This is a genomic window from Vibrio anguillarum, assembly GCF_001989995.2.
In the GTDB taxonomy this organism is placed as follows: Bacteria; Pseudomonadota; Gammaproteobacteria; order Enterobacterales; family Vibrionaceae; genus Vibrio; species Vibrio anguillarum.
In genome coordinates, this window is record NZ_JAHGUP010000021.1 from 56,706 (window position 1) to 76,088 (window position 19,383).

The 19,383-nt window shown below is 44.2% G+C and carries 15 protein-coding genes; 13 read left to right on the forward strand and 2 right to left on the reverse strand.

Annotated elements, in window-relative coordinates:
• Positions 1-115: 115 nt before the first annotated feature.
• The 8 genes from sdhC to sucD all read left to right on the forward strand — a co-directional run bounded on the left by sdhC (position 116) and on the right by sucD (position 9,724).
• Entirely contained in the window at positions 116-508 is a 393-nt protein-coding gene (gene sdhC, locus PL85_RS05515; RefSeq protein ID WP_010318676.1) for a succinate dehydrogenase cytochrome b556 subunit, read from the forward strand.
• Positions 502-849 carry a succinate dehydrogenase, hydrophobic membrane anchor protein gene (gene sdhD / locus PL85_RS05520; RefSeq protein WP_010318675.1) on the forward strand — a complete coding sequence of 116 codons (348 nt, stop codon included), beginning with the start codon at positions 502-504 and terminating at the stop codon, positions 847-849. The genes sdhC and sdhD overlap by 7 nt, the downstream gene beginning before the upstream one ends.
• Positions 850-2,616, forward strand: coding sequence for a succinate dehydrogenase flavoprotein subunit (sdhA, locus tag PL85_RS05525; protein WP_013856347.1), 1,767 nt, complete (start codon positions 850-852; stop codon positions 2,614-2,616). It begins immediately after the preceding gene.
• A 15-nt stretch (positions 2,617-2,631) separates the two neighbouring features.
• A complete protein-coding gene (locus PL85_RS05530; protein ID WP_013856348.1) occupies positions 2,632-3,345 on the forward strand; it encodes a succinate dehydrogenase iron-sulfur subunit in 714 nt (237 codons plus the stop codon).
• Positions 3,346-3,434: 89 nt separating this feature from the next.
• Positions 3,435-6,245 (forward strand): 2-oxoglutarate dehydrogenase E1 component, encoded by a 2,811-nt coding sequence (sucA, locus tag PL85_RS05535; RefSeq protein ID WP_115339185.1) that lies wholly within the window; start codon positions 3,435-3,437, stop codon positions 6,243-6,245.
• A gap of 30 nt (positions 6,246-6,275) precedes the next feature.
• Complete coding sequence (gene odhB / locus PL85_RS05540; protein WP_017042519.1) at positions 6,276-7,484, forward strand: 2-oxoglutarate dehydrogenase complex dihydrolipoyllysine-residue succinyltransferase; 1,209 nt, start codon at positions 6,276-6,278, stop codon at positions 7,482-7,484.
• Between the two features lie 201 nt (positions 7,485-7,685).
• Positions 7,686-8,852, forward strand: a complete 1,167-nt coding sequence (gene sucC, locus PL85_RS05545) for an ADP-forming succinate--CoA ligase subunit beta (RefSeq protein ID WP_115339184.1) — start codon at positions 7,686-7,688, stop codon at positions 8,850-8,852.
• Positions 8,852-9,724, forward strand: coding sequence for a succinate--CoA ligase subunit alpha (gene sucD, locus PL85_RS05550; RefSeq protein ID WP_013856352.1), 873 nt, complete (start codon positions 8,852-8,854; stop codon positions 9,722-9,724). The genes sucC and sucD overlap by 1 nt, the downstream gene beginning before the upstream one ends.
• A gap of 77 nt (positions 9,725-9,801) precedes the next feature.
• On the opposite strand, the gene znuB is transcribed toward sucD, so the two are convergent.
• Both znuB and znuC read right to left on the reverse strand, forming a co-directional pair.
• The gene (znuB, locus tag PL85_RS05555; RefSeq protein WP_013856353.1) at positions 9,802-10,581 is read right to left on the reverse strand and encodes a zinc ABC transporter permease subunit ZnuB; all 780 of its coding nucleotides are present in this window, start codon (positions 10,579-10,581) and stop codon (positions 9,802-9,804) included.
• Positions 10,574-11,356 carry a zinc ABC transporter ATP-binding protein ZnuC gene (gene znuC, locus PL85_RS05560; RefSeq protein ID WP_013856354.1) on the reverse strand — a complete coding sequence of 261 codons (783 nt, stop codon included), beginning with the start codon at positions 11,354-11,356 and terminating at the stop codon, positions 10,574-10,576. Before znuC ends, znuB begins: the two co-directional genes overlap by 8 nt.
• Before the next feature lie 84 nt (positions 11,357-11,440).
• On the opposite strand from znuC, the gene znuA reads away from it, so the two are divergent.
• The 5 genes from znuA to PL85_RS05585 all read left to right on the forward strand — a co-directional run bounded on the left by znuA (position 11,441) and on the right by PL85_RS05585 (position 19,351).
• Positions 11,441-12,319: a zinc ABC transporter substrate-binding protein ZnuA gene (gene znuA, locus PL85_RS05565; protein WP_017045228.1), complete on the forward strand. Its 879-nt coding sequence runs from the start codon at positions 11,441-11,443 to the stop codon at positions 12,317-12,319.
• Between the two features lie 172 nt (positions 12,320-12,491).
• Positions 12,492-15,854 carry an AraC family transcriptional regulator gene (locus tag PL85_RS05570; protein ID WP_194545271.1) on the forward strand — a complete coding sequence of 1,121 codons (3,363 nt, stop codon included), beginning with the start codon at positions 12,492-12,494 and terminating at the stop codon, positions 15,852-15,854.
• A 769-nt stretch (positions 15,855-16,623) separates the two neighbouring features.
• On the forward strand, positions 16,624-16,851 hold the full coding sequence (locus tag PL85_RS05575; RefSeq protein WP_115339183.1) for a FeoA family protein: 228 nt from the start codon (positions 16,624-16,626) through the stop codon (positions 16,849-16,851).
• Positions 16,851-19,124 carry a Fe(2+) transporter permease subunit FeoB gene (gene feoB, locus PL85_RS05580; protein WP_115339182.1) on the forward strand — a complete coding sequence of 758 codons (2,274 nt, stop codon included), beginning with the start codon at positions 16,851-16,853 and terminating at the stop codon, positions 19,122-19,124. Before PL85_RS05575 ends, feoB begins: the two co-directional genes overlap by 1 nt.
• On the forward strand, positions 19,121-19,351 hold the full coding sequence (locus PL85_RS05585; RefSeq protein ID WP_094165572.1) for a FeoC-like transcriptional regulator: 231 nt from the start codon (positions 19,121-19,123) through the stop codon (positions 19,349-19,351). Before feoB ends, PL85_RS05585 begins: the two co-directional genes overlap by 4 nt.
• Positions 19,352-19,383 lie beyond the last annotated feature (32 nt).

Sequence of the window (19,383 nt, forward strand, 5' to 3'; positions counted from 1 at the left end):
CGGAATTGTTACATTTAACTGCGCGATATTAGGCTTTTTATGTTAAAATAATGTTAACTTTTATGGGTTTTACAACCAAAATTCATTTATAACTATAAATGCTCAATGGAGCTGAGTGAGCAAGCCCGTGAAAGAAAGAAAGTCAAGACCTGTTAATTTAGATTTACAGACCATTCACTTTCCGATCAGTGCGATTGCATCCATCCTACACCGAGTGTCTGGGGTGATGATGTTCGTTGCGGTCGGAATTTTGCTGTGGTTACTCTCCCTCTCGTTAAGTTCTCCGGTAGGTTTTATGGAAGCCAGCAACATTGTGAATGGCTTTTTCGCAAAATTTATTTTATGGGGAATTTTAACCGCGCTGTCTTACCACATTGCAGGTGGTATACGCCATTTGTTGATGGACCTGGGCCACTTTGAAGAGCTGGAGTCAGGGGCTATGAGTGCCAAAGTCGCCTTCATCGCAACAGCAGTGCTTTCAGTTTTAGCGGGAGTATTGGTATGGTAAAACATGTTTCTTCTTTTGGTCGTAACGGAGTGCATGATTATCTGCTGATCCGTGCTTCTGCGATCATTATGACTCTTTATACTATCTACCTAGTCAGCTTCTGTGCTTTCTCTGGTGATATCTCCTATGTTTCATGGACACAGTTTTTTGGTGGAACCTTTACCAAAGTCTTCACAATGCTGGCGTTAGTCTCTGTCCTTATCCATGGTTGGATCGGTTTATGGCAAGTATTAACAGATTACATTAAGTGTTCTAAATTGCGTGGTGGCCTGCAATTGGTCGTTATTGCAGTGCTCTTTGGATACTTCTTCTCTGGCTTATTTGTATTGTGGGGTGCGTAAGTGACTATTCCAGTTCGTGAATTTGATGCCGTAGTGATCGGCGCTGGTGGTGCTGGCATGCGTGCAGCACTGCAAATTTCAGAGCAAGGTTTATCCTGTGCTCTGCTTTCTAAAGTTTTTCCAACACGTTCTCACACGGTTTCGGCTCAAGGTGGTATTACCGTTGCGTTAGGCAACGCGCATGAGGACCACTGGGAACAACATATGTATGACACGGTGAAGGGCTCCGACTATATCGGTGACCAAGATGCTATCGAGTACATGTGTAAGAATGGTCCAGAGTCGGTGATTGAACTAGAGAAAATGGGTTTGCCTTTTTCTCGTTTTGACAATGGCACCATTTATCAGCGCCCATTTGGTGGGCAATCCAAAAATTTTGGCGGTGAACAAGCGGCTCGAACCGCTGCTGCCGCTGACCGTACTGGTCACGCACTACTTCATACCTTGTATCAACAAAACATTAAATATAAGACCACTATTTTCTCTGAGTGGTACGCACTTGATTTAGTGAAAAATGAAGAGGGTGCAGTACTTGGCTGTACCGCCTTGTGTATGGAAACTGGTGAAGTTTGTTATTTCAAATCTAAAGCCACAGTATTAGCGACTGGCGGAGCTGGCCGTATCTATGCTTCAACCACCAACGCACACATCAATACGGGTGATGGCGTGGGCATGGCTATCCGCGCTGGCGTTCCGATGCAAGATATCGAAATGTGGCAATTCCACCCAACAGGGATTGCTGGTGCTGGCGTTCTTGTGACGGAAGGGTGTCGTGGTGAAGGTGGTTATCTTTTAAATAAAGATGGCGAACGTTTCATGGAACGTTATGCACCAAACGCGAAGGATTTGGCTGGTCGCGATGTAGTAGCCCGCTCAATGATGATTGAGATCCGTGAAGGTCGTGGTTGCGATGGTCCATGGGGTCCGCACATCAAGCTTAAACTGGATCACCTTGGCAAAGAAACTCTGGAATCTCGTCTGCCGGGCGTATGTGAGTTGTCACGTACGTTTGCTCACGTCGATCCAGTTAAAGAACCGATTCCAGTGATCCCAACCTGCCACTACATGATGGGAGGAGTACCGACTCAAGTTTCAGGTCAGGCGATTAAGCAAGATGCTAAAGGCGCTGATGTGGAAGTTCAAGGTTTGTTTGCGTGTGGTGAAATTGCATCAGTATCGGTGCATGGCGCGAACCGTTTGGGTGGTAACTCTCTACTGGATTTAGTGGTCTTTGGCCGAGCAACAGGCTTGCATTTGGGCGAAACGTTGAAAAAGCAAGCGGACGCAAAACCTGCCACAGAAGCGGACATTGAAAAATCGCTAGAACGTTACAACCGCTGGGAAAACAGTACAGGTGGTGAAGATCCCGCGCAAATTCGTAAAGATTTGCAACGTTGTATGCAAAATAACTTCTCGGTGTTCCGTGAAGGTGAAGCGATGGCTAAAGGTCTTGAAGAGCTTAAAGTGATTCGTGAACGTTTGAAGAACGCACATCTTTCAGACAAGTCAACCGAGTTCAACACTCAACGGATCGAGTGTTTAGAGCTGGAAAACTTGATGGAAACAGCATTTGCTACCGCGGTTGCTGCAAATTATCGTACCGAAAGCCGTGGAGCCCACGCTCGCTTTGACTATCCTGAACGCGATGATGCTAATTGGTTATGCCATTCAATTTACAACCCTGAGACTGAAAGCATGTCGAAGCGTAGCGTAAATATGGAACCAATTTATCGTGAAGCGTTTCCGCCTAAAGCGCGCACATACTAAGGAGAAGGCACTATTATGAAATTGAAATTCTCTTTGTATCGCTATAATCCGGACGTCGATCAAAAGCCTTACATGAAGGATTATCTGCTTGAAGTCGAAGAGGGCTCTGACATGATGTTGTTGGATGCACTCATTTTGCTGAAAGAGCAAGATCCCACCATTGCTTTTCGTCGCTCGTGCCGTGAAGGAGTGTGTGGATCTGACGGTTTGAACATGAACGGTAAAAATGGATTAGCGTGTATTACTCCATTATCTGCGCTTTTGGCCAAAGGCACGATCGTTATTCGACCTCTGCCGGGGCTACCAGTCGTCCGTGATTTAATTGTCGATATGGCCCAGTTTTATGAAAATTACGAGAAGGTTAAACCTTATCTTGTGACTGACGGAAACTTGCCTCCGGCTCGTGAGAACTTGCAATCACCAGAAGAGCGAGCGCATTTAGACGGTTTATATGAGTGCATTATGTGCGCTTGCTGCACAACTTCATGCCCTTCTTTCTGGTGGAACCCGGATAAATTTATCGGCCCAGCAGGTTTGTTGGCGGCTTATCGTTGGCTAATTGACAGCCGCGATACCGCAACAGATGAACGTTTATCTAATCTTGATGATGCTTTTAGCGTTTTTCGTTGCCATGGCATCATGAATTGTGTAAGTGTTTGTCCTAAGGGATTAAATCCGACGAAAGCCATTGGACATATCAAATCAATGCTTGTGAACCGTTCGGTTTAAAATGAATGAAAATTGCAGGTCTTCGGACCTGCCTTTTATAGCTCGGCATAGACCGAAGCAAACGTGAAAACTACTGGTTAAGGGAAAATATGCACAACGGCGTGATGAAGGCATGGCTCGAGTCTTCACACTTGGCTGGCGCCAATGCAACTTACGTAGAGGACCTCTACGAACTGTATCTAAGTGATCCTGATCTGGTAAGTGAGGAGTGGAAACGTGTTTTTGATGGCTTGCCTGCGCAAGCTGACAATGTGGTTGAACAGCCACATTCACGTGTCCGTGACTACTTCCGACGACTCGCGAAAGAAACAAAGCATTACAATGTCCAAGTTAGTGATCCAGATGTCGATGCTAAGCAAGTAAGAGTCTTGCAGCTGATTAATGCTTACCGTTTTCGCGGTCATGAAGCGGCTCAACTCGACCCCCTAGGTTTATGGCAACGCCCATTAGTGGCAGAATTAGACCCAGCGTTCCACAATCTTAACGAAGGTGACTTCGAAGAAACTTTCAATGTCGGCTCTTTTGCTATCGGGCAAGAGACAATGAAATTGAAAGACATTTATCAAGCCCTCAACAAAACCTATTGCGGTTCCATCGGTGCAGAATACATGCACATTATCGACACTGAACAAAAGCGTTGGATACAACAACGTCTTGAATCAGTCGTTGGTCAACCTTCTTTCAGCAAAGAAGAAAAACGAATTTTTCTCGAAGAATTGACAGCCGCAGAAGGACTTGAGCGTTATTTAGGCGCGAAATTCCCCGGTGCGAAACGCTTTTCTTTAGAAGGTGGCGACGCACTCATCCCAATGATGAAAGAGTTGATCCGTCATGCTGGTAGCACAGGTATGCGTGAAGTTGTGATTGGTATGGCGCACCGTGGTCGTCTTAACATGCTCGTCAACGTCTTAGGTAAAAAACCTCAAGATCTGTTCGACGAGTTTGCGGGTAAGCATGGTGAAAGCTGGGGAACGGGTGATGTTAAATATCACCAAGGTTTCTCTGCTGACTTTGCGACACCCGGCGGTGATGTGCATCTAGCCTTAGCATTTAACCCTTCGCATCTTGAAATTGTTAACCCAGTCGTGATTGGTTCAGTTCGTGCTCGACAAGATCGATTGGGAGATGAAGACGGTTCGACAGTGCTACCTATTTCGATTCATGGTGACTCTGCTATCGCTGGCCAAGGTGTCGTTGCCGAGACATTTAACATGTCTCAAGCGCGCGGCTATTGCGTGGGAGGGACGGTACGTATTGTTATTAACAACCAAGTTGGTTTTACCACGTCAAACCCTCGTGATACACGCTCGACTATGTATTGTACTGACATCGCTAAGATGGTTCAGGCACCCATTTTCCACGTCAATTCTGATGATCCAGAAGCAGTTGCTTTCGTCACCCGCATTGCACTCGATTATCGTAATGAATTTAAGCGTGATGTCGTCATTGATCTGGTTTGTTATCGCCGTCACGGCCATAACGAAGCCGACGAGCCAAACGCAACTCAACCGCTGATGTATCAAAAGATCAAAAAGCATCCTACGCCGCGTAAGCTTTATGCCGATGTTTTGATAGAGCGTGGTGAGTTTGATATCGAGATTGCCACACAGTTAGTCAACGAATATCGTGATGCTCTGGATCATGGTGAAGTCGTGGTGAAAGAGTGGCGTCCAATGGCACTGCATTCTGTTGATTGGTCACCGTATATTGGCCATGAATGGGATATGCCATGGAATAGTAAAGTTGACCTTGAGCGTTTAAAAGAGCTGGGTAACCGAATTTGTCAGTATCCAGAAAGCCATAAACTGCAAAGTCGTGTGGATAAAATCTATACCGACCGACAAGCGATGGTTAATGGAGAGAAGCTTCTCGATTGGGGTATGGCTGAAACGCTGGCTTATGCAACCTTAGTTGATGATGGAAAGCGAATCCGCATTTCGGGGCAAGACTCTGGGCGTGGAACCTTCTTCCACCGTCACTCGGTATTGCATAACCAAAGTGACGCAAGTACCTATATTCCATTGGCGAATATCCATGATAAACAGGGTCCTTTTGAAGTATTGGATTCGGTTTTGTCGGAAGAAGCAGTGCTAGCTTTTGAATATGGCTACGCGACAGCGGAGCCGAGTGGTTTGACGATTTGGGAAGCTCAGTTTGGTGATTTCGCCAATGGAGCTCAAGTCGTGATTGACCAGTTCATCTCTTCCGGTGAACAAAAATGGGCGCGTTTGTGTGGTTTAACCATGCTGCTACCTCATGGTTATGAAGGGCAAGGCCCGGAACACTCATCAGCACGCCTAGAGCGTTATTTGCAACTGTGCGCCGAACAAAACATGCAAGTGGTGGTTCCCTCTACGCCAGCGCAGGTATACCACATGCTGCGTCGTCAGGTTATTCGTCCAATGCGTCGACCATTGATCGTTATGTCACCAAAATCGTTGCTGCGTCACCCACTATGTATCTCAACACTGGAAGACTTGGCTGACGGATCGTTTTTGCCGGCTATCGGCGAAGTTGACGATCTCAACCCAGCGAACGTCAAACGTGTTGTGTTCTGCTCTGGTAAGGTTTACTACGACCTGCTTGAACAGCGCCGCAATAACGAACAAGGTGATGTTGCTATCGTCCGTATTGAACAGCTATATCCATTCCCGAAAGAAGAAGTGGAAGCGGTTATCGCTCAATACACTAATGTTGTTGACTATGTATGGTGCCAAGAAGAGCCTCAAAACCAAGGTGCTTGGTACAGTAGCCAACATAACTTCCGTTCTGCCATTCCAGCCGGTGCTGATCTGAAATACGCAGGTCGCCCTGCATCAGCATCACCAGCCGTTGGTTATATGTCGGTACACTTGAAACAACAAAAAGCGTTGGTTGAAGACGCTCTGACCCTAGCTTAACGAACTAGAAGTAAAAGGAAGACACAGATTATGACAATTGAAATTCTGGTTCCAGATCTACCTGAATCAGTTGCTGATGCAACAGTCGCGACATGGCATAAAAAGCCAGGTGAAGCCGTCGCTCGTGATGAAGTACTCGTTGAGATTGAAACTGATAAAGTAATTCTTGAAGTGCCAGCGCCTGAGGCGGGTGTTCTCGAAGCCATTATCGAGCAAGAAGGTGCGACGGTGCTTTCGAAACAGTTATTGGCGAAATTGAAACCTGGTGCCGTTGCAGGTGAACCGACGAAAGATACCACCAACGATACAGAGCCGTCTCCTGATAAACGCCACAAAGCCACACTGACAGACGAAACGAATGATGCGCTTAGCCCTGCGGTACGCCGTTTACTCGCCGAGCATGGTTTGGAAGCAAGCCAAGTGAAAGGCTCTGGTGTGGGTGGACGTATCACGCGTGAAGATATTGATGCTCATCTAGCAGCCGCAAAATCAGCGTCAGCAGTTGCTCCAAGTCAACCTGAGCCTGTCGTTGCGATGGCGCGCAGTGAAAAACGTGTACCGATGACGCGTTTGCGTAAACGTGTTGCGGAGCGCCTGCTTGAGGCAAAAAATAGCACGGCGATGTTGACGACGTTTAATGAAGTTAACATGAAGCCTATCATGGATCTGCGTAAGCAATATCAAGGTCTGTTTGAAGAGAAACACGGTATTCGTTTAGGCTTTATGTCTTTCTACGTGAAAGCGGTAACAGAAGCGTTAAAGCGTTACCCAGAAGTGAATGCATCTATTGATGGCCAAGATATTGTGTATCACAGCTATTTTGATATTAGTATGGCAGTTTCAACGCCTCGTGGCTTAGTGACTCCGGTTCTTAAAGATTGCGATACGCTAAGCCTTGCCGAAATTGAGAAGGGCATCAAAGAGCTTGCACTCAAAGGAAGAGATGGCAAATTGACGGTTGAAGAACTGACTGGCGGTAATTTCACGATTACGAATGGCGGTGTGTTTGGATCGTTAATGTCAACACCGATCATCAATCCGCCGCAAGCGGCCATATTGGGTATGCACAAAATCCAAGACCGCCCAATGGCTGTGGATGGCAAAGTAGAAATTTTACCAATGATGTACCTAGCACTTTCTTACGACCACCGTTTGGTGGATGGCCGTGAGTCAGTTGGTTTCCTTGTGACAGTAAAAGAGCTACTTGAAGATCCAGCACGTCTGCTACTGGACGTGTAACCTCACTGAACGTTGTTCAGTGAATTTAAGGCTAGGCAGGCTCACGTCTAGCCTTCATTTAAGCAAAAAGCTACAAGCTATCCTCTTGGATAAATTGCAGCCGCTTAATTTGAGAAGCACCCTACAGATATATGGCGCAGCATAGCTGCCGCTTTATGGAAATAATAAATCCCCTAAGGGATAAACAAACGGAAGAACATAATGAATTTGCATGAATATCAAGCCAAACAGCTGTTTGCAGAATTCGGTTTGCCTGTACCGGAAGGTTATGCCTGTGATACTCCACAAGAAGCTTTTGAAGCGGCGGGTCGGATTAGCACAGCGAAGAAAGTTGTTAAGTGTCAAGTGCATGCAGGTGGTCGCGGTAAAGCGGGTGGCGTTGAGTTGCACGACACTAAAGATGGTGTCAAAGAGTTTGCTCAAAAATGGCTAGGTAAAAATCTGGTTACTTATCAAACGGACGCAAATGGCCAGCCAGTATCAAAAATTTTGGTTGAAGAAGCCTCTAATATCGCGAATGAGCTTTACTTAGGCGCTGTTGTTGACCGTGCGACTCGTCGTGTCGTGTTCATGGCCTCAACAGAAGGCGGCGTGGAAATTGAAAAAGTAGCGGAGGAGACTCCGGAGCTGATTCATAAAGCCGCAATTGATCCTTTGGTTGGTCCGCAAGCCTACCAAGGCCGCGAACTTGCTTTCAAACTTGGCTTGGAAGGCGACCAAATTAAGCAATTTGTGAAGATCTTTCTAGGTCTTGGCGCTATGTTTACCCAGTATGATCTTGCACTGCTAGAAATCAACCCATTAGTTGTCACCGCTGAAGGGAACTTGTTGTGCCTTGATGGCAAGATCAACATCGACTCAAACGCACTTTATCGTCAACCTAAACTTCGCGAAATGCACGATCTCTCACAAGAAGATGAGCGCGAAGCTCATGCTGCTCAGTGGGAACTGAACTATGTTGCTCTTGATGGTAATGTTGGCTGCATGGTTAACGGTGCTGGCCTTGCAATGGGAACGATGGATATTGTTAACCTTCATGGCGGCAAACCTGCAAACTTCCTTGATGTTGGTGGTGGTGCAACCAAAGAGCGTGTTGCTGAAGCGTTCAAAATCATTTTGTCTGATGACAACGTGAAAGCCGTATTGGTGAATATTTTCGGCGGTATCGTACGTTGCGATATGATTGCAGAAGGCATTATCGGCGCGGTGAAAGAAGTTGGTGTAACGGTTCCCGTAGTCGTGCGTTTGGAAGGTACAAATGCGAAATTAGGACGCGGAGTACTTGCAAATTCTGGTCTTGATATCATTGCAGCTGAGTCGTTAACGGACGCAGCTCAGAAAGTTGTTGCTGCGGCGGAGGGTAAATAATGTCGGTACTTATTAATAAAGACACCAAAGTAATCTGCCAAGGTTTCACTGGTGGTCAGGGAACTTTCCACTCCGAACAGGCGATTGCCTACGGTACACAAATGGTCGGTGGGGTTTCTCCGGGTAAAGGTGGTCAAACTCACCTTGGTCTGCCTGTATTTAATACGGTGCGTGACGCAGTGAAAGCAACGGGTGCAACGGCAACCGTTATTTATGTACCTGCACCATTTTGTAAAGACGCTATTTTAGAAGCAATTGACGCTGGTATTGAACTTATTGTGACGATCACTGAAGGTATACCGACTACCGATATGATTGACGTAAAAGTGAAGCTCGAAGAGACTGGTGTGCGTATGATTGGCCCGAACTGTCCGGGTGTGATTACACCGGATGCGTGTAAGATCGGCATCATGCCAGGCCACATTCATAAGAAAGGAAAAGTGGGTATTGTTTCACGTTCAGGAACGCTAACTTATGAAGCCGTTAAGCAAACAACAGATGAAGGCTTTGGTCAGTCAACGTGTGTTGGTATCGGCGGTGACCCAATCCCGGGCTCTAACTTCATTGATATCTTGAAACTATTCCAAGACGATCCTGAAACTGAAGCGATTGTGATGATTGGCGAGATCGGTGGTACAGCCGAAGAAGAAGCCGCGGCATTCATTAAAGAGAATGTCACGAAACCGGTGGTGTCTTATATTGCTGGTGTGACCGCGCCTCCGGGTAAACGGATGGGCCATGCTGGCGCTATCATTTCTGGTGGTAAAGGGACAGCTGATGAGAAATTTGCAGCGCTTGAAGCCGCGGGTGTGAAAACCGTCAAAAGCCTTGCTGATATCGGAAAAGCATTGCGTGAAGTGACGGGTTGGTAATCACGCCTCCCTCAGTTTGAAGACAAACCCCGAACCTTGTTTCGGGGTTTTTACTTTAGATTCAATAGGTTTTGATACTAGCGTTTTACAAGTTGACTGCACATAAACATCGTTGTAGCCGTCACGACAACCGAAGGGCCTGCAGGTGTGTCAAAATGCCACGAGAGGATTAGCCCGCCCAGCACAGCTAAAGCGCCGACCAAAGAAGCCAATATTGCCATCTGCTCTGGGGTTTTTGTGAGTCGCCTAGCGGTCGCCGCGGGAATAATCAGCAGCGATGTCATAATCAGAGCACCAACAAATTTCATTCCTAGTGCAATCACCACCCCAATCAATAGCATCAGCAGCAAACGCATTAAATCAACGTTTATGCCCTCAACAAACGCAAGTTCTTCGTTCACTGTAGTTGAAAGTAATGGACGCCAAAAAAGAAATAGCAGTGCACTTACTGCAATTGCTCCTCCCCAAATGAAGGCTAAATCAGTAAAACTTACCGCCAATAAATCGCCAAAGAGATAGCTCATTAAATCTATGCGGACGTTATCAAGGAAGCTTACTGCAATGAGACCAATGGATAACGAGCTATGAGCGAGAATGCCGAGCAAAGTGTCTGTCGCCACAAGCTGCTGTTTCTGCATAGTAACCAAAATGATTGCAAGCCCAAGACAGCAAACGAGCAACGCAAGATAAAGGTTGATATCAAGCAAAAAGCCTAGCGCCAATCCCATCAGCGAGGCGTGTGCGAGGGTATCGCCAAAATAAGCCATTTTTCGCCAAACCACGAATGACCCAAGGGGACCTGCGATAACGGCAATACCAAGGCCTGCTAATATTGATGGAAGAAGAAATTCAATCATGATGGTGACCGTGTGAATGATTTGAACAGCAAGTTGCATCTCCTTTCACAGGTTGGCCTGCTAAGTCGTGATGATGCTGATGTTTGTGATGGTAAAAAGCTAAGGCTTCGCGATTGCGCGTACCAAATAATGCGATATAGCTTGGGTGTTGAGTAATCGTTGCCGGTGAACCGAAACAGCAAACATGGTGATGAAGACAGATAACATCATCCGTTTTTGCCATCACCAGATGCAAATCGTGAGAGACCATGAAGACACCACAGCCGAAACGATGTCGTATGGCATCGATAAGATCATACAGATCAATTTGCCCTTGCACGTCAACACCTTGAGCTGGTTCATCAAGAATTAGAATATCTGGGCGCTGTAGCAATGCACGGGCGATAAGAATCCGTTGTGTTTCACCACCGGACAGCTTATGCATATCATAATCAAGAAGATGCTCGGCCCCGACTAGTCTGAGTGCGTCTAGCAACTCTTGTTGACTAAAACGTCCAGCCAAACTTAAAAATCGTTTAACGGGGAGTGGTAACGCGTCATTAAGTTTTAACTTTTGAGGAACATAACCAATTTTAAGGTTTTTTACGCGCGTCATCGTTCCGCTATGGACGGGCTGTAGCCCGAGCAATACTTTAACGAGCGTCGACTTGCCCGCACCATTAGGACCTATCAGTGTGGTAATCTTCCCTTTTTCTAGGTTGATACTGACATTGTCCAAAACACGGCGGTTGTTGAATTCGACACAAATGCCTTGCAGCTGAATTAAGTTGGACATGAATGGAACTTATTTGCAATTCGGAAGTGTTATAATGTAACATTTCGTTCCCTTTAACGCTATATACCGAATGGAAAAACCATCATGTTGCGTCAGATTATGCTCCTTCTTTGCTTAATAACATTATCGCCTTTGGCGTGGTCTACGGTCATTTTGACCAGCATTAAGCCGATTCAGATGATTACATATGAATTGACTCTCGATGTGAATGAACCAGAAGTACTACTGGGGGCAAATACCTCACCGCATGACTATGCGTTGCGCCCTTCTGATGTTAAAAAAATCAGAGCGGCGGATTTAGTGATTTGGTATGGAAAAGACCTTGAGCCATTCTTAAGTAAGACATTAGCGAGTCACCACAACGTTTTGACCATCAGCCAAATTGATGGCCTGACACTGAGAGAGCTCAGTGGCGAACAACACGATCATGATGGGCATCACCATGGTATGTATGACCCACATTTTTGGCTTGGAACAGATCAAGCCAAGCAAGTGGCAGCGGCGATTACCGCAAGTTTAGTGAAAAGTGATAGCGCTAATGCCGAGCAGTATAAAGTAAACTTAGTCCGCTTTTTAGCTCAATTAGATTCGACCCATCAAGCAATCACGCAGAAGATGAGCAAAATTAGTGATAAAGGATATTATGTTTTTCATGATGCATACGGCTATTTTGAACAGCAATACCATTTGAATAACCTCGGCCATTTTACCGTTAGTCCTGACAGAAAGCCGGGTGCTAAAACCCTAATCACCATTAAAAATTCAATCATTAATAATGAAGCGAAATGCGTGTTTTCAGAACCTCAGTTTACTCCGGCGGTGATTGATACTGTGACTCGTGGCACTAAGGTTAAAACGGGAGTACTTGATCCATTAGGCGCAGATATCAAAGTGAAAAGTGGCAGTTATTTTGAGCTGTTAAATCAGCTGAGTAACAACTTTTACACTTGTTTGTCTCAATAGATGTACGCTGTATTGTATGTTGTACGATCTGCACTGAAATCTAGGATAAAGATTCACAGATTGTCGCTTTCTTAGCTTCAAAAAGCCTTATCTTTGGTTAGAATGTTTTGATAATTATCGCCACGAAAAAACAGTTTGCAATTTGGCGTGATATTGATTGAGGCTCTGTCTGTTGAAAGGAAAGAACGACTATTTTAAACCTTTGTTCTGGATCTTGGGTTTTCTGACGCTTTTATTAGCGCAGGGGACACAAGCTCTAGACAAAGCACCTTCCATCTTCTATCCATTGCCAGCTCAGGCTCAAGGAAAAATTTTTGCCGCACAAAATTTGTTTTTAGGTGAAGAAGGGGGAATTTGGATACACGATGTGCATGGCAAAGTGGTTTTCTTTGATGGACAAAACATCCTTCCCCGGCGTGGCTCAGTGCTTTCACAAGAGAGCGAAAATATTACCTATCTTAATAACGCTTTTTGGACGTTCATTGATAATGAACTTTATCGAACTTATCCCGCACAAGATCGCGAATTAGTATTTAGCTTAACGCCTGGAATCATCATAAAAAAAATAGGTTCGTCAGGTAATTTCATCTGGTTAGCCGATGAGACGCACTTTTATACATACCATGCGCAAACCCACAAGTTAGTTACTTATTCTTTTAAAGAAATGTATCAATTAAATCAAGCTAGTCGATTGATCGTTAATGATGCGAAGTTTGTGCTTTCTAAATGGGTATTAGCCACTAATGCTGGAGTCTATCTGTCAGATGGAGAGAGTTTTTCTCACGTGCTCAGCTCTGGTAAAAACTTCATTGAGAAACTCTATTTTTCCGAGAAACGTAGAGAACTTGTGATTGGAACGCTCAATGGTGGGCTGATTATTGATGTCGAGGACCCAAAGCGCCAACAAAAGTTGGTTGGAGATTCCCATGTATTATCTGTTGCTGAGACAGATCAAGAGTATTGGATTGGTACTGAAGATGGATTATTTGTTCATTCGTTTTTGACAGGTAAAACCGTCAAGTTAGAAAGTAATGACCAAGACAATAATGGGTTACCAGGCAATAAAATTTATTCATTGGTCAATGACTTACAGGGTGGGATTTGGATCGCAACGGATAAAGGTATTCGTTACTTTTCTCTGTTTGGACAAAAATTTAAGCGCCATTCCATTGCACAGCTCAACAATAATCCCATAACAAAAATTGTGACAAGGTCAGATAATAAAGGGTATTTGTTTTTAACTCGACAAGGGTTGTACCAAGTCGATGCTGAAGATTGGCAAGAGCCTAAACTTATTTTCCCTGGAGAAGTGCATGATGTCGCTCAAATAGATGATCATTCTCTATGGATAGCTACACATACAGGCATCGTTATTTATCACTTGCAGACAAAAAAGATGATAGAAACGAGCGTGTTACCTCTGAAGCTGCGTTCGAATGATACTAAACATCTTGAATTTGATCATGAAGGACTGTTGTGGGGAGCAACAGGTAACCATTTGTGGTCATATCAGTTGGCCGATAACTCGCTAACCGATTTCGGTTCTGAATGGTTTGTTGATGCATTTTTGCCTGCAAAAATAATAAAACTTAAGTCAACTCGGCGAGGGGTATTTATCGGCACTGACCATGGTGTTTATCTTTTTGACAAAGGCAAAATTGTTTTTCTTCGAGCGACTAGTCATTATGGACAAAGCATTGATATATTTGAGAGTAGCAAGGGTGATGTTTGGTTTGCTAGTGCTTATGGCGTCTTTGTTTTGGCACATGATCGTAGTGATATTCGATCTATTGATATGGTTGAAGAGAATATTAGCCCCAAATGTTTAACTGAAACGGGCAACGGTATTTGGCTGACTTCCTCACAAGGAATCTCGCTCTACAATCCTATGGGTGAGATGGTAAAGCATTTTGGTGATCCACACGGATTGATGAATAATGAATTTAAAAGTGGAGTTTGCGAATCAAGTATTATCAATAACCAACAGCAGTTGCTGCTAGGTTCCCGTTTTGGCTTAGTGACAGCATGGTCCTCTGAACTCACGGTTGCTACCCCTCCTAATACCAATATTATCTTTAGCCAAGTGAATGTCGATCACATTCCTGTCATGTTCGGTCGTGGTCGTTTTCAGACACTAGAATTGGAATATGGAAGTTCGATAAGCTTTTTATTTGGTGCATTGCCAGAATCGAGAGCCTTATCATTGGAGTATCGTATTGCAGGGGATAAGGAGTGGCAGAGATTAGAAAGCGCTCAGTTGACACTTGATCACCTGTTACCTGGACACTATCGTTTGCTGGTGAGAAATTACAGTCCAAATCCGCAAAACAGTATGATAAACAGTCTATCATTTATTGTGGATAACCCGTGGTATTGGTCTTCATGGGCTATTGTTCTTTACCTTTGCCTTTCTATAGGCCTTATTGCTTTTGCTTCATGGTGGCGTTCTCGTTGGGTTACCAAAGTAAACCGAAAGTTAAAAGCTCAGGTGGCCTTGAAAACGGATCAACTACGGCATCAAAGCAAAATTGTTTTGACTAATAACCAGCAGTTGCGCAAGCAATTACAAATTCGCCATATCGTTGTTGAACAGATGTTAGATTCTATTACTCCTACATTAAATCAGCTGATTTATCGCTCCCAACTCCATCAACTCGCGCGACTTGAGTCTTTAGCTTTAAAAGTAAAACGTGAACTGGCGTTACTTCGTAACGTAAGAAATGATAAAACAGCGACTCAGTTGCTCTACGACCTATCGATAATCTTGAACTCTTGTGTGGACGGATGGCGTGAAGAGTTCGCGAAAGCGAATATTTCGTTGGCGGTGAACAATGAGCTTAAACAATCTTATATTGAATCTGCCCATTTTAACCTAGACATCATTTTCAATACGCTACTGTCTGATGCGGTAAAACGTCTTTACAGAAATCAAGAGCTACAAATTCATTGTTATGAAAGGGAGAAAAGACTGTTTATTGTGATGATTGACTGTGGCGATCAGGTGCAATCCATCAATAGCGATAAGCGTATCTCTGGTTTTGAACTAGAGGAGATGCAACTGTTAGTACAGCGCAGTGGTGGGGAAATACATATTTTTTCATCGCCAGAACGAAATTTAGTTGAGCTTTCTTGGCCATCAGTTGAGCTTGTGAGTGATGCACCTGAAATGATCGTCGTAGAGGAGCATTCAGAGGACAAGTTTATTGATGTAACGGAAAAAGAGTGGCTTAAAAAAGTCGAAAAATTGGTACACAATTACTATTCAGATCCTGAATTTAGTACCTCTAGTGCGGCCAAATCACTCTTCGTATCGGAACGTAGTTTGCAGCGTCGTTTTAAAGCGATCACCAATAAAACATTCAAAGAGTATCTAAATGAGATCCGCTTAGAGAAAGCGTGCCAATATTTGCTCGCAGGAGGAAAAGTCGCCCAAGTCGCTTTTGATTGTGGGTTTAATGATCCGTCTTATTTCAGCCAAAGATTTAAACATCACTTTGGTTTATCGCCAACCCAATTTGTTGATGATAACGAGTAATACCGCCCCTGATAATAGTGATAACTTTCCCACTTGAAGCTGCAGCGATGTTAGCGACATTCAGTCACCCTAATCATAAAGCTTATTCAGGTGTGTGGATATGAACTCACTTTCCGCCGACCTGCAATCAAGCTGTATCTCCCTTCTTGATTAGATTGGCTGCTGTGTTAGCTACACATATTTGTCTATGCTTGCGTAGATACACTCATTAATACTCAAAGTCGTAATATCAATTTATTTTGGGAATAGCACTTACTCAATAAACAGGCTGGGTCGGTGATTGTGTTGCAGTAAAGATGAGATGAGTAGAAAAAAAATATCGTGGTATAGCCGGGGGGACTATACCACGGGTGTCAATGACACCTTCGCTTGCTGCCGGAGTGATACGAGTAACACCCGTACCACCTCTGGAATTTGTATCTAAGGAGTAATTCCTTTCGATGGATTTACTATATGGCAAAGGACTTATTTCATTTATAAAATTAACGACAACCTAGTATAAGAAAAACGACAAAATATATAATTAACATTAACTGATTGATTTTAATGGTTTATTTTGGTTTTTCCTGTTTTTGTTTATTTTTTTATGTTGAGCTCATTTGTACCTGATAATTTTTTAACGTTTTTAACGTCAGTTTATTTACCGAAAACAACGTGATGGATTTATGCAATCTTTGATTTCACGCAATAAAATAGAGGGTTAGCGCGTGTATTATTCGCCTGTTAATAAAAATATTTCTCATTACCACTACCATTGAGAGCAAGATAGATGAAATTATCTCAATTAAATGAAGGAGATAGCGCGAGCATCGTCGCGTTCAATCAACTTCCAAATGACATTCGTAAAAAATTGATGGTGATGGGCTTGCTGCCTCTAACTACTGTTACGTTAATCAGAAGAGCTCCTATGGGAGATCCACTTCAACTTGAAGTGAGAGGCGTCTCTTTAGCGGTACGTGAAAATATAGCCGCTTGTATTGAAGTGGAGATAGCGTAGTGCGATATCAAATTCTAACCGTTGGTAACCCTAATAGTGGCAAAACAACGTTATTTAATGGGCTGACTGGTTCTAAGCAGCAAGTCGGTAACTGGGCTGGTGTTACAGTTGAGAAAAAAACGGGCCGCTACACTCATTCTGGAGATGAATTCATACTAACGGATTTGCCGGGCATCTACGCACTTGACAGCGGGAATGACAGTAACAGCATTGACGAATCCATTGCCTCTAGAGCGGTTCTTACACATCCTGCCGATTTAATCATTAACGTTGTGGATGTGACGTGTTTGGAGCGCAGTCTCTATATGACGCTTCAATTGAGAGAGCTCGGTCGTCCAATGATTGTGGTTTTGAATAAAATGGACGCTTTAAAAAGAGAGCGTCAAGGTCTAGACATTCAACAACTTGAGAAAGTTCTAGGTTGCCCCGTTTTTATGCTTTCTGCTACCAGTAAAGAGCAGGTGAGTCGATTCAAAGAAAAGCTGCATAAAGTACTGCTGCAAGGCGTAGCTCTTAAAGAACTGCTATTGGATTACGGCAGTGCATTTGAACAATCGATCGGAAAATTAGCCACTATTTTTCAACATAAGCAAGTGGCACCTCGCGCATTAGCTATTCGTGCCTTAGAAAATGATCTTTTGGTGATTAATGGATTACCAGAAGTGCAGCGTGAGCTTATCCAGAAAGAGCAATTGCAAAGTGGTTTAGATATTGATCTGCATGTCGCTGATACCAAATACACATTTTTGCATGAACAATGCCAGCAGATCCGCAAAACAGAAGGGAAACTAAGCCACAGTTTTACACAAAAAGCGGATAAGCTGATTTTAAATAAATGGGTGGGTGTACCGTTTTTCTTTGTGGTTATGTACTTAATGTTTATGTTCTCGATCAATATTGGGAGCGCTTTCATTGATTTCTTCGACATTGGCGTCGGGGCGTTATTGGTTGATGGTGGGCACCACTTACTGGATGATCATTTGCCTATTTGGCTAGTGACATTATTAGCAGATGGCCTTGGCGGAGGTATTCAAACCGTCGCCACATTTATCCCAGTTATCGCTTGTTTGTACTTATTTTTAGCTGTACTCGAAAGTTCAGGCTATATGTCTCGCGCGGCTTTTGTTTTAGATAAAGTGATGCAGAAGATAGGCCTACCGGGTAAAGCGTTTGTTCCGCTTGTCTTAGGATTTGGTTGTAACGTTCCCGCGATTATGGCGACCAGAACTCTAGATCAAGAACGTGAACGTAAATTAGCGGCATCGATGGCACCCTTTATGTCATGTGGTGCACGTTTGCCAGTGTATGCGCTATTTGCTGCGGCATTTTTCCCTGAAAGCGGTCAAAATGTAGTTTTTGCTCTTTATTTATTGGGCATTTTAGCCGCAGTGTTCACTGGTTTGGTTTTGAAGCATACGCTCTATCCGGGTTCAAGCGACAGCCTAGTGATGGAGATGCCAGATTACGAGATCCCAACGCTACAAAACATCATGATCAAAACATGGCAGAAATTAAAACGTTTTGTTCTCGGTGCAGGGAAAACGATTGTCATCGTTGTTATGATCTTAAGCTTCCTCAATTCAGTTGGTACTGATGGCAGCTTTGGTAATGAAGATAGTGACAACTCCGTGTTATCAAAAGTGGCTCAAGTGGTTACGCCGGTATTTGCTCCTATTGGTATCAATCAAGATAACTGGCCAGCGACAGTGGGTATCATCACGGGTATTTTTGCAAAAGAAGCGGTAGTCGGAACATTAAACAATTTATATACCTCTGCTGAAGGTGATGAAAGTGAATATGACCTAATGGCGAGCCTACAAGAAGCGGTTATGTCTATTCCAGAAAACCTAACGGGATTAAGCTTCTCTGATCCGCTCGGTATCGAAGTCGGAGACTTGACAGACAGTAGCGCAGTGGCTGAAGAGCAAGCCGTAGATGCCTCAATCTTTGGTAATTTGAAACAGCACTTTGTCACTGGTCATGCCGCATTTTCCTACCTTATCTTCATTTTGCTTTACACGCCTTGTGTTGCAGCCATGGGGGCTTATGTTCGTGAGTTTGGTGCGAATTATGCTCGTTTTATCGCAGTATGGACGATGGGGCTTGCGTATGGTGGCGCCGCGCTTTATTACCAAGCGACTAGGATCACCGAAACCCCTGTCGAAAGTTTAACGTGGATTATTGCCATTGTTATGGCGAGTTTGTTGACCTTTAAAATGCTTAAGCGAAAAGGACTCCAGCAGAAAACGGTGCTTGAGGTACAAGTGGCATGATATTAAATGAGCTAAAGCGCTACATTGAAGAGAATGGGATCGTTAGCCGCTCGGCGATTGCGAAAAAGTTTTCGCTCAGTGAGGACGGCGTTGACGCTATGTTAGCCGTGTGGATAAAAAAAGGTGTATTGTCGCGCACTATCGATACCAACAAGGCTCACCACGTAACAAGAGTGCGTTATGGGCTTAACCGAAACAATGGGCTGTCTTTGACTGTCGTACTTTAGTCATAATTGATGCTAGGCATTCTGTCTGATAA

Coding starts and splice junctions, on each gene's coding strand:
- sdhD (WP_010318675.1), top strand. CDS start 502: ATGGTAAAACATGTTTCTTCTTTTGGTCGTAACGGAGTGCATGATTAT.
- PL85_RS05530 (WP_013856348.1), top strand. CDS start 2,632: ATGAAATTGAAATTCTCTTTGTATCGCTATAATCCGGACGTCGATCAA.
- sucA (WP_115339185.1), top strand. CDS start 3,435: ATGCACAACGGCGTGATGAAGGCATGGCTCGAGTCTTCACACTTGGCT.
- odhB (WP_017042519.1), top strand. CDS start 6,276: ATGACAATTGAAATTCTGGTTCCAGATCTACCTGAATCAGTTGCTGAT.
- sucC (WP_115339184.1), top strand. CDS start 7,686: ATGAATTTGCATGAATATCAAGCCAAACAGCTGTTTGCAGAATTCGGT.
- sucD (WP_013856352.1), top strand. CDS start 8,852: ATGTCGGTACTTATTAATAAAGACACCAAAGTAATCTGCCAAGGTTTC.
- znuB (WP_013856353.1), bottom strand. CDS start 10,581: ATGATTGAATTTCTTCTTCCATCAATATTAGCAGGCCTTGGTATTGCC.
- znuC (WP_013856354.1), bottom strand. CDS start 11,356: ATGTCCAACTTAATTCAGCTGCAAGGCATTTGTGTCGAATTCAACAAC.
- znuA (WP_017045228.1), top strand. CDS start 11,441: ATGTTGCGTCAGATTATGCTCCTTCTTTGCTTAATAACATTATCGCCT.
- PL85_RS05575 (WP_115339183.1), top strand. CDS start 16,624: ATGAAATTATCTCAATTAAATGAAGGAGATAGCGCGAGCATCGTCGCG.
- PL85_RS05585 (WP_094165572.1), top strand. CDS start 19,121: ATGATATTAAATGAGCTAAAGCGCTACATTGAAGAGAATGGGATCGTT.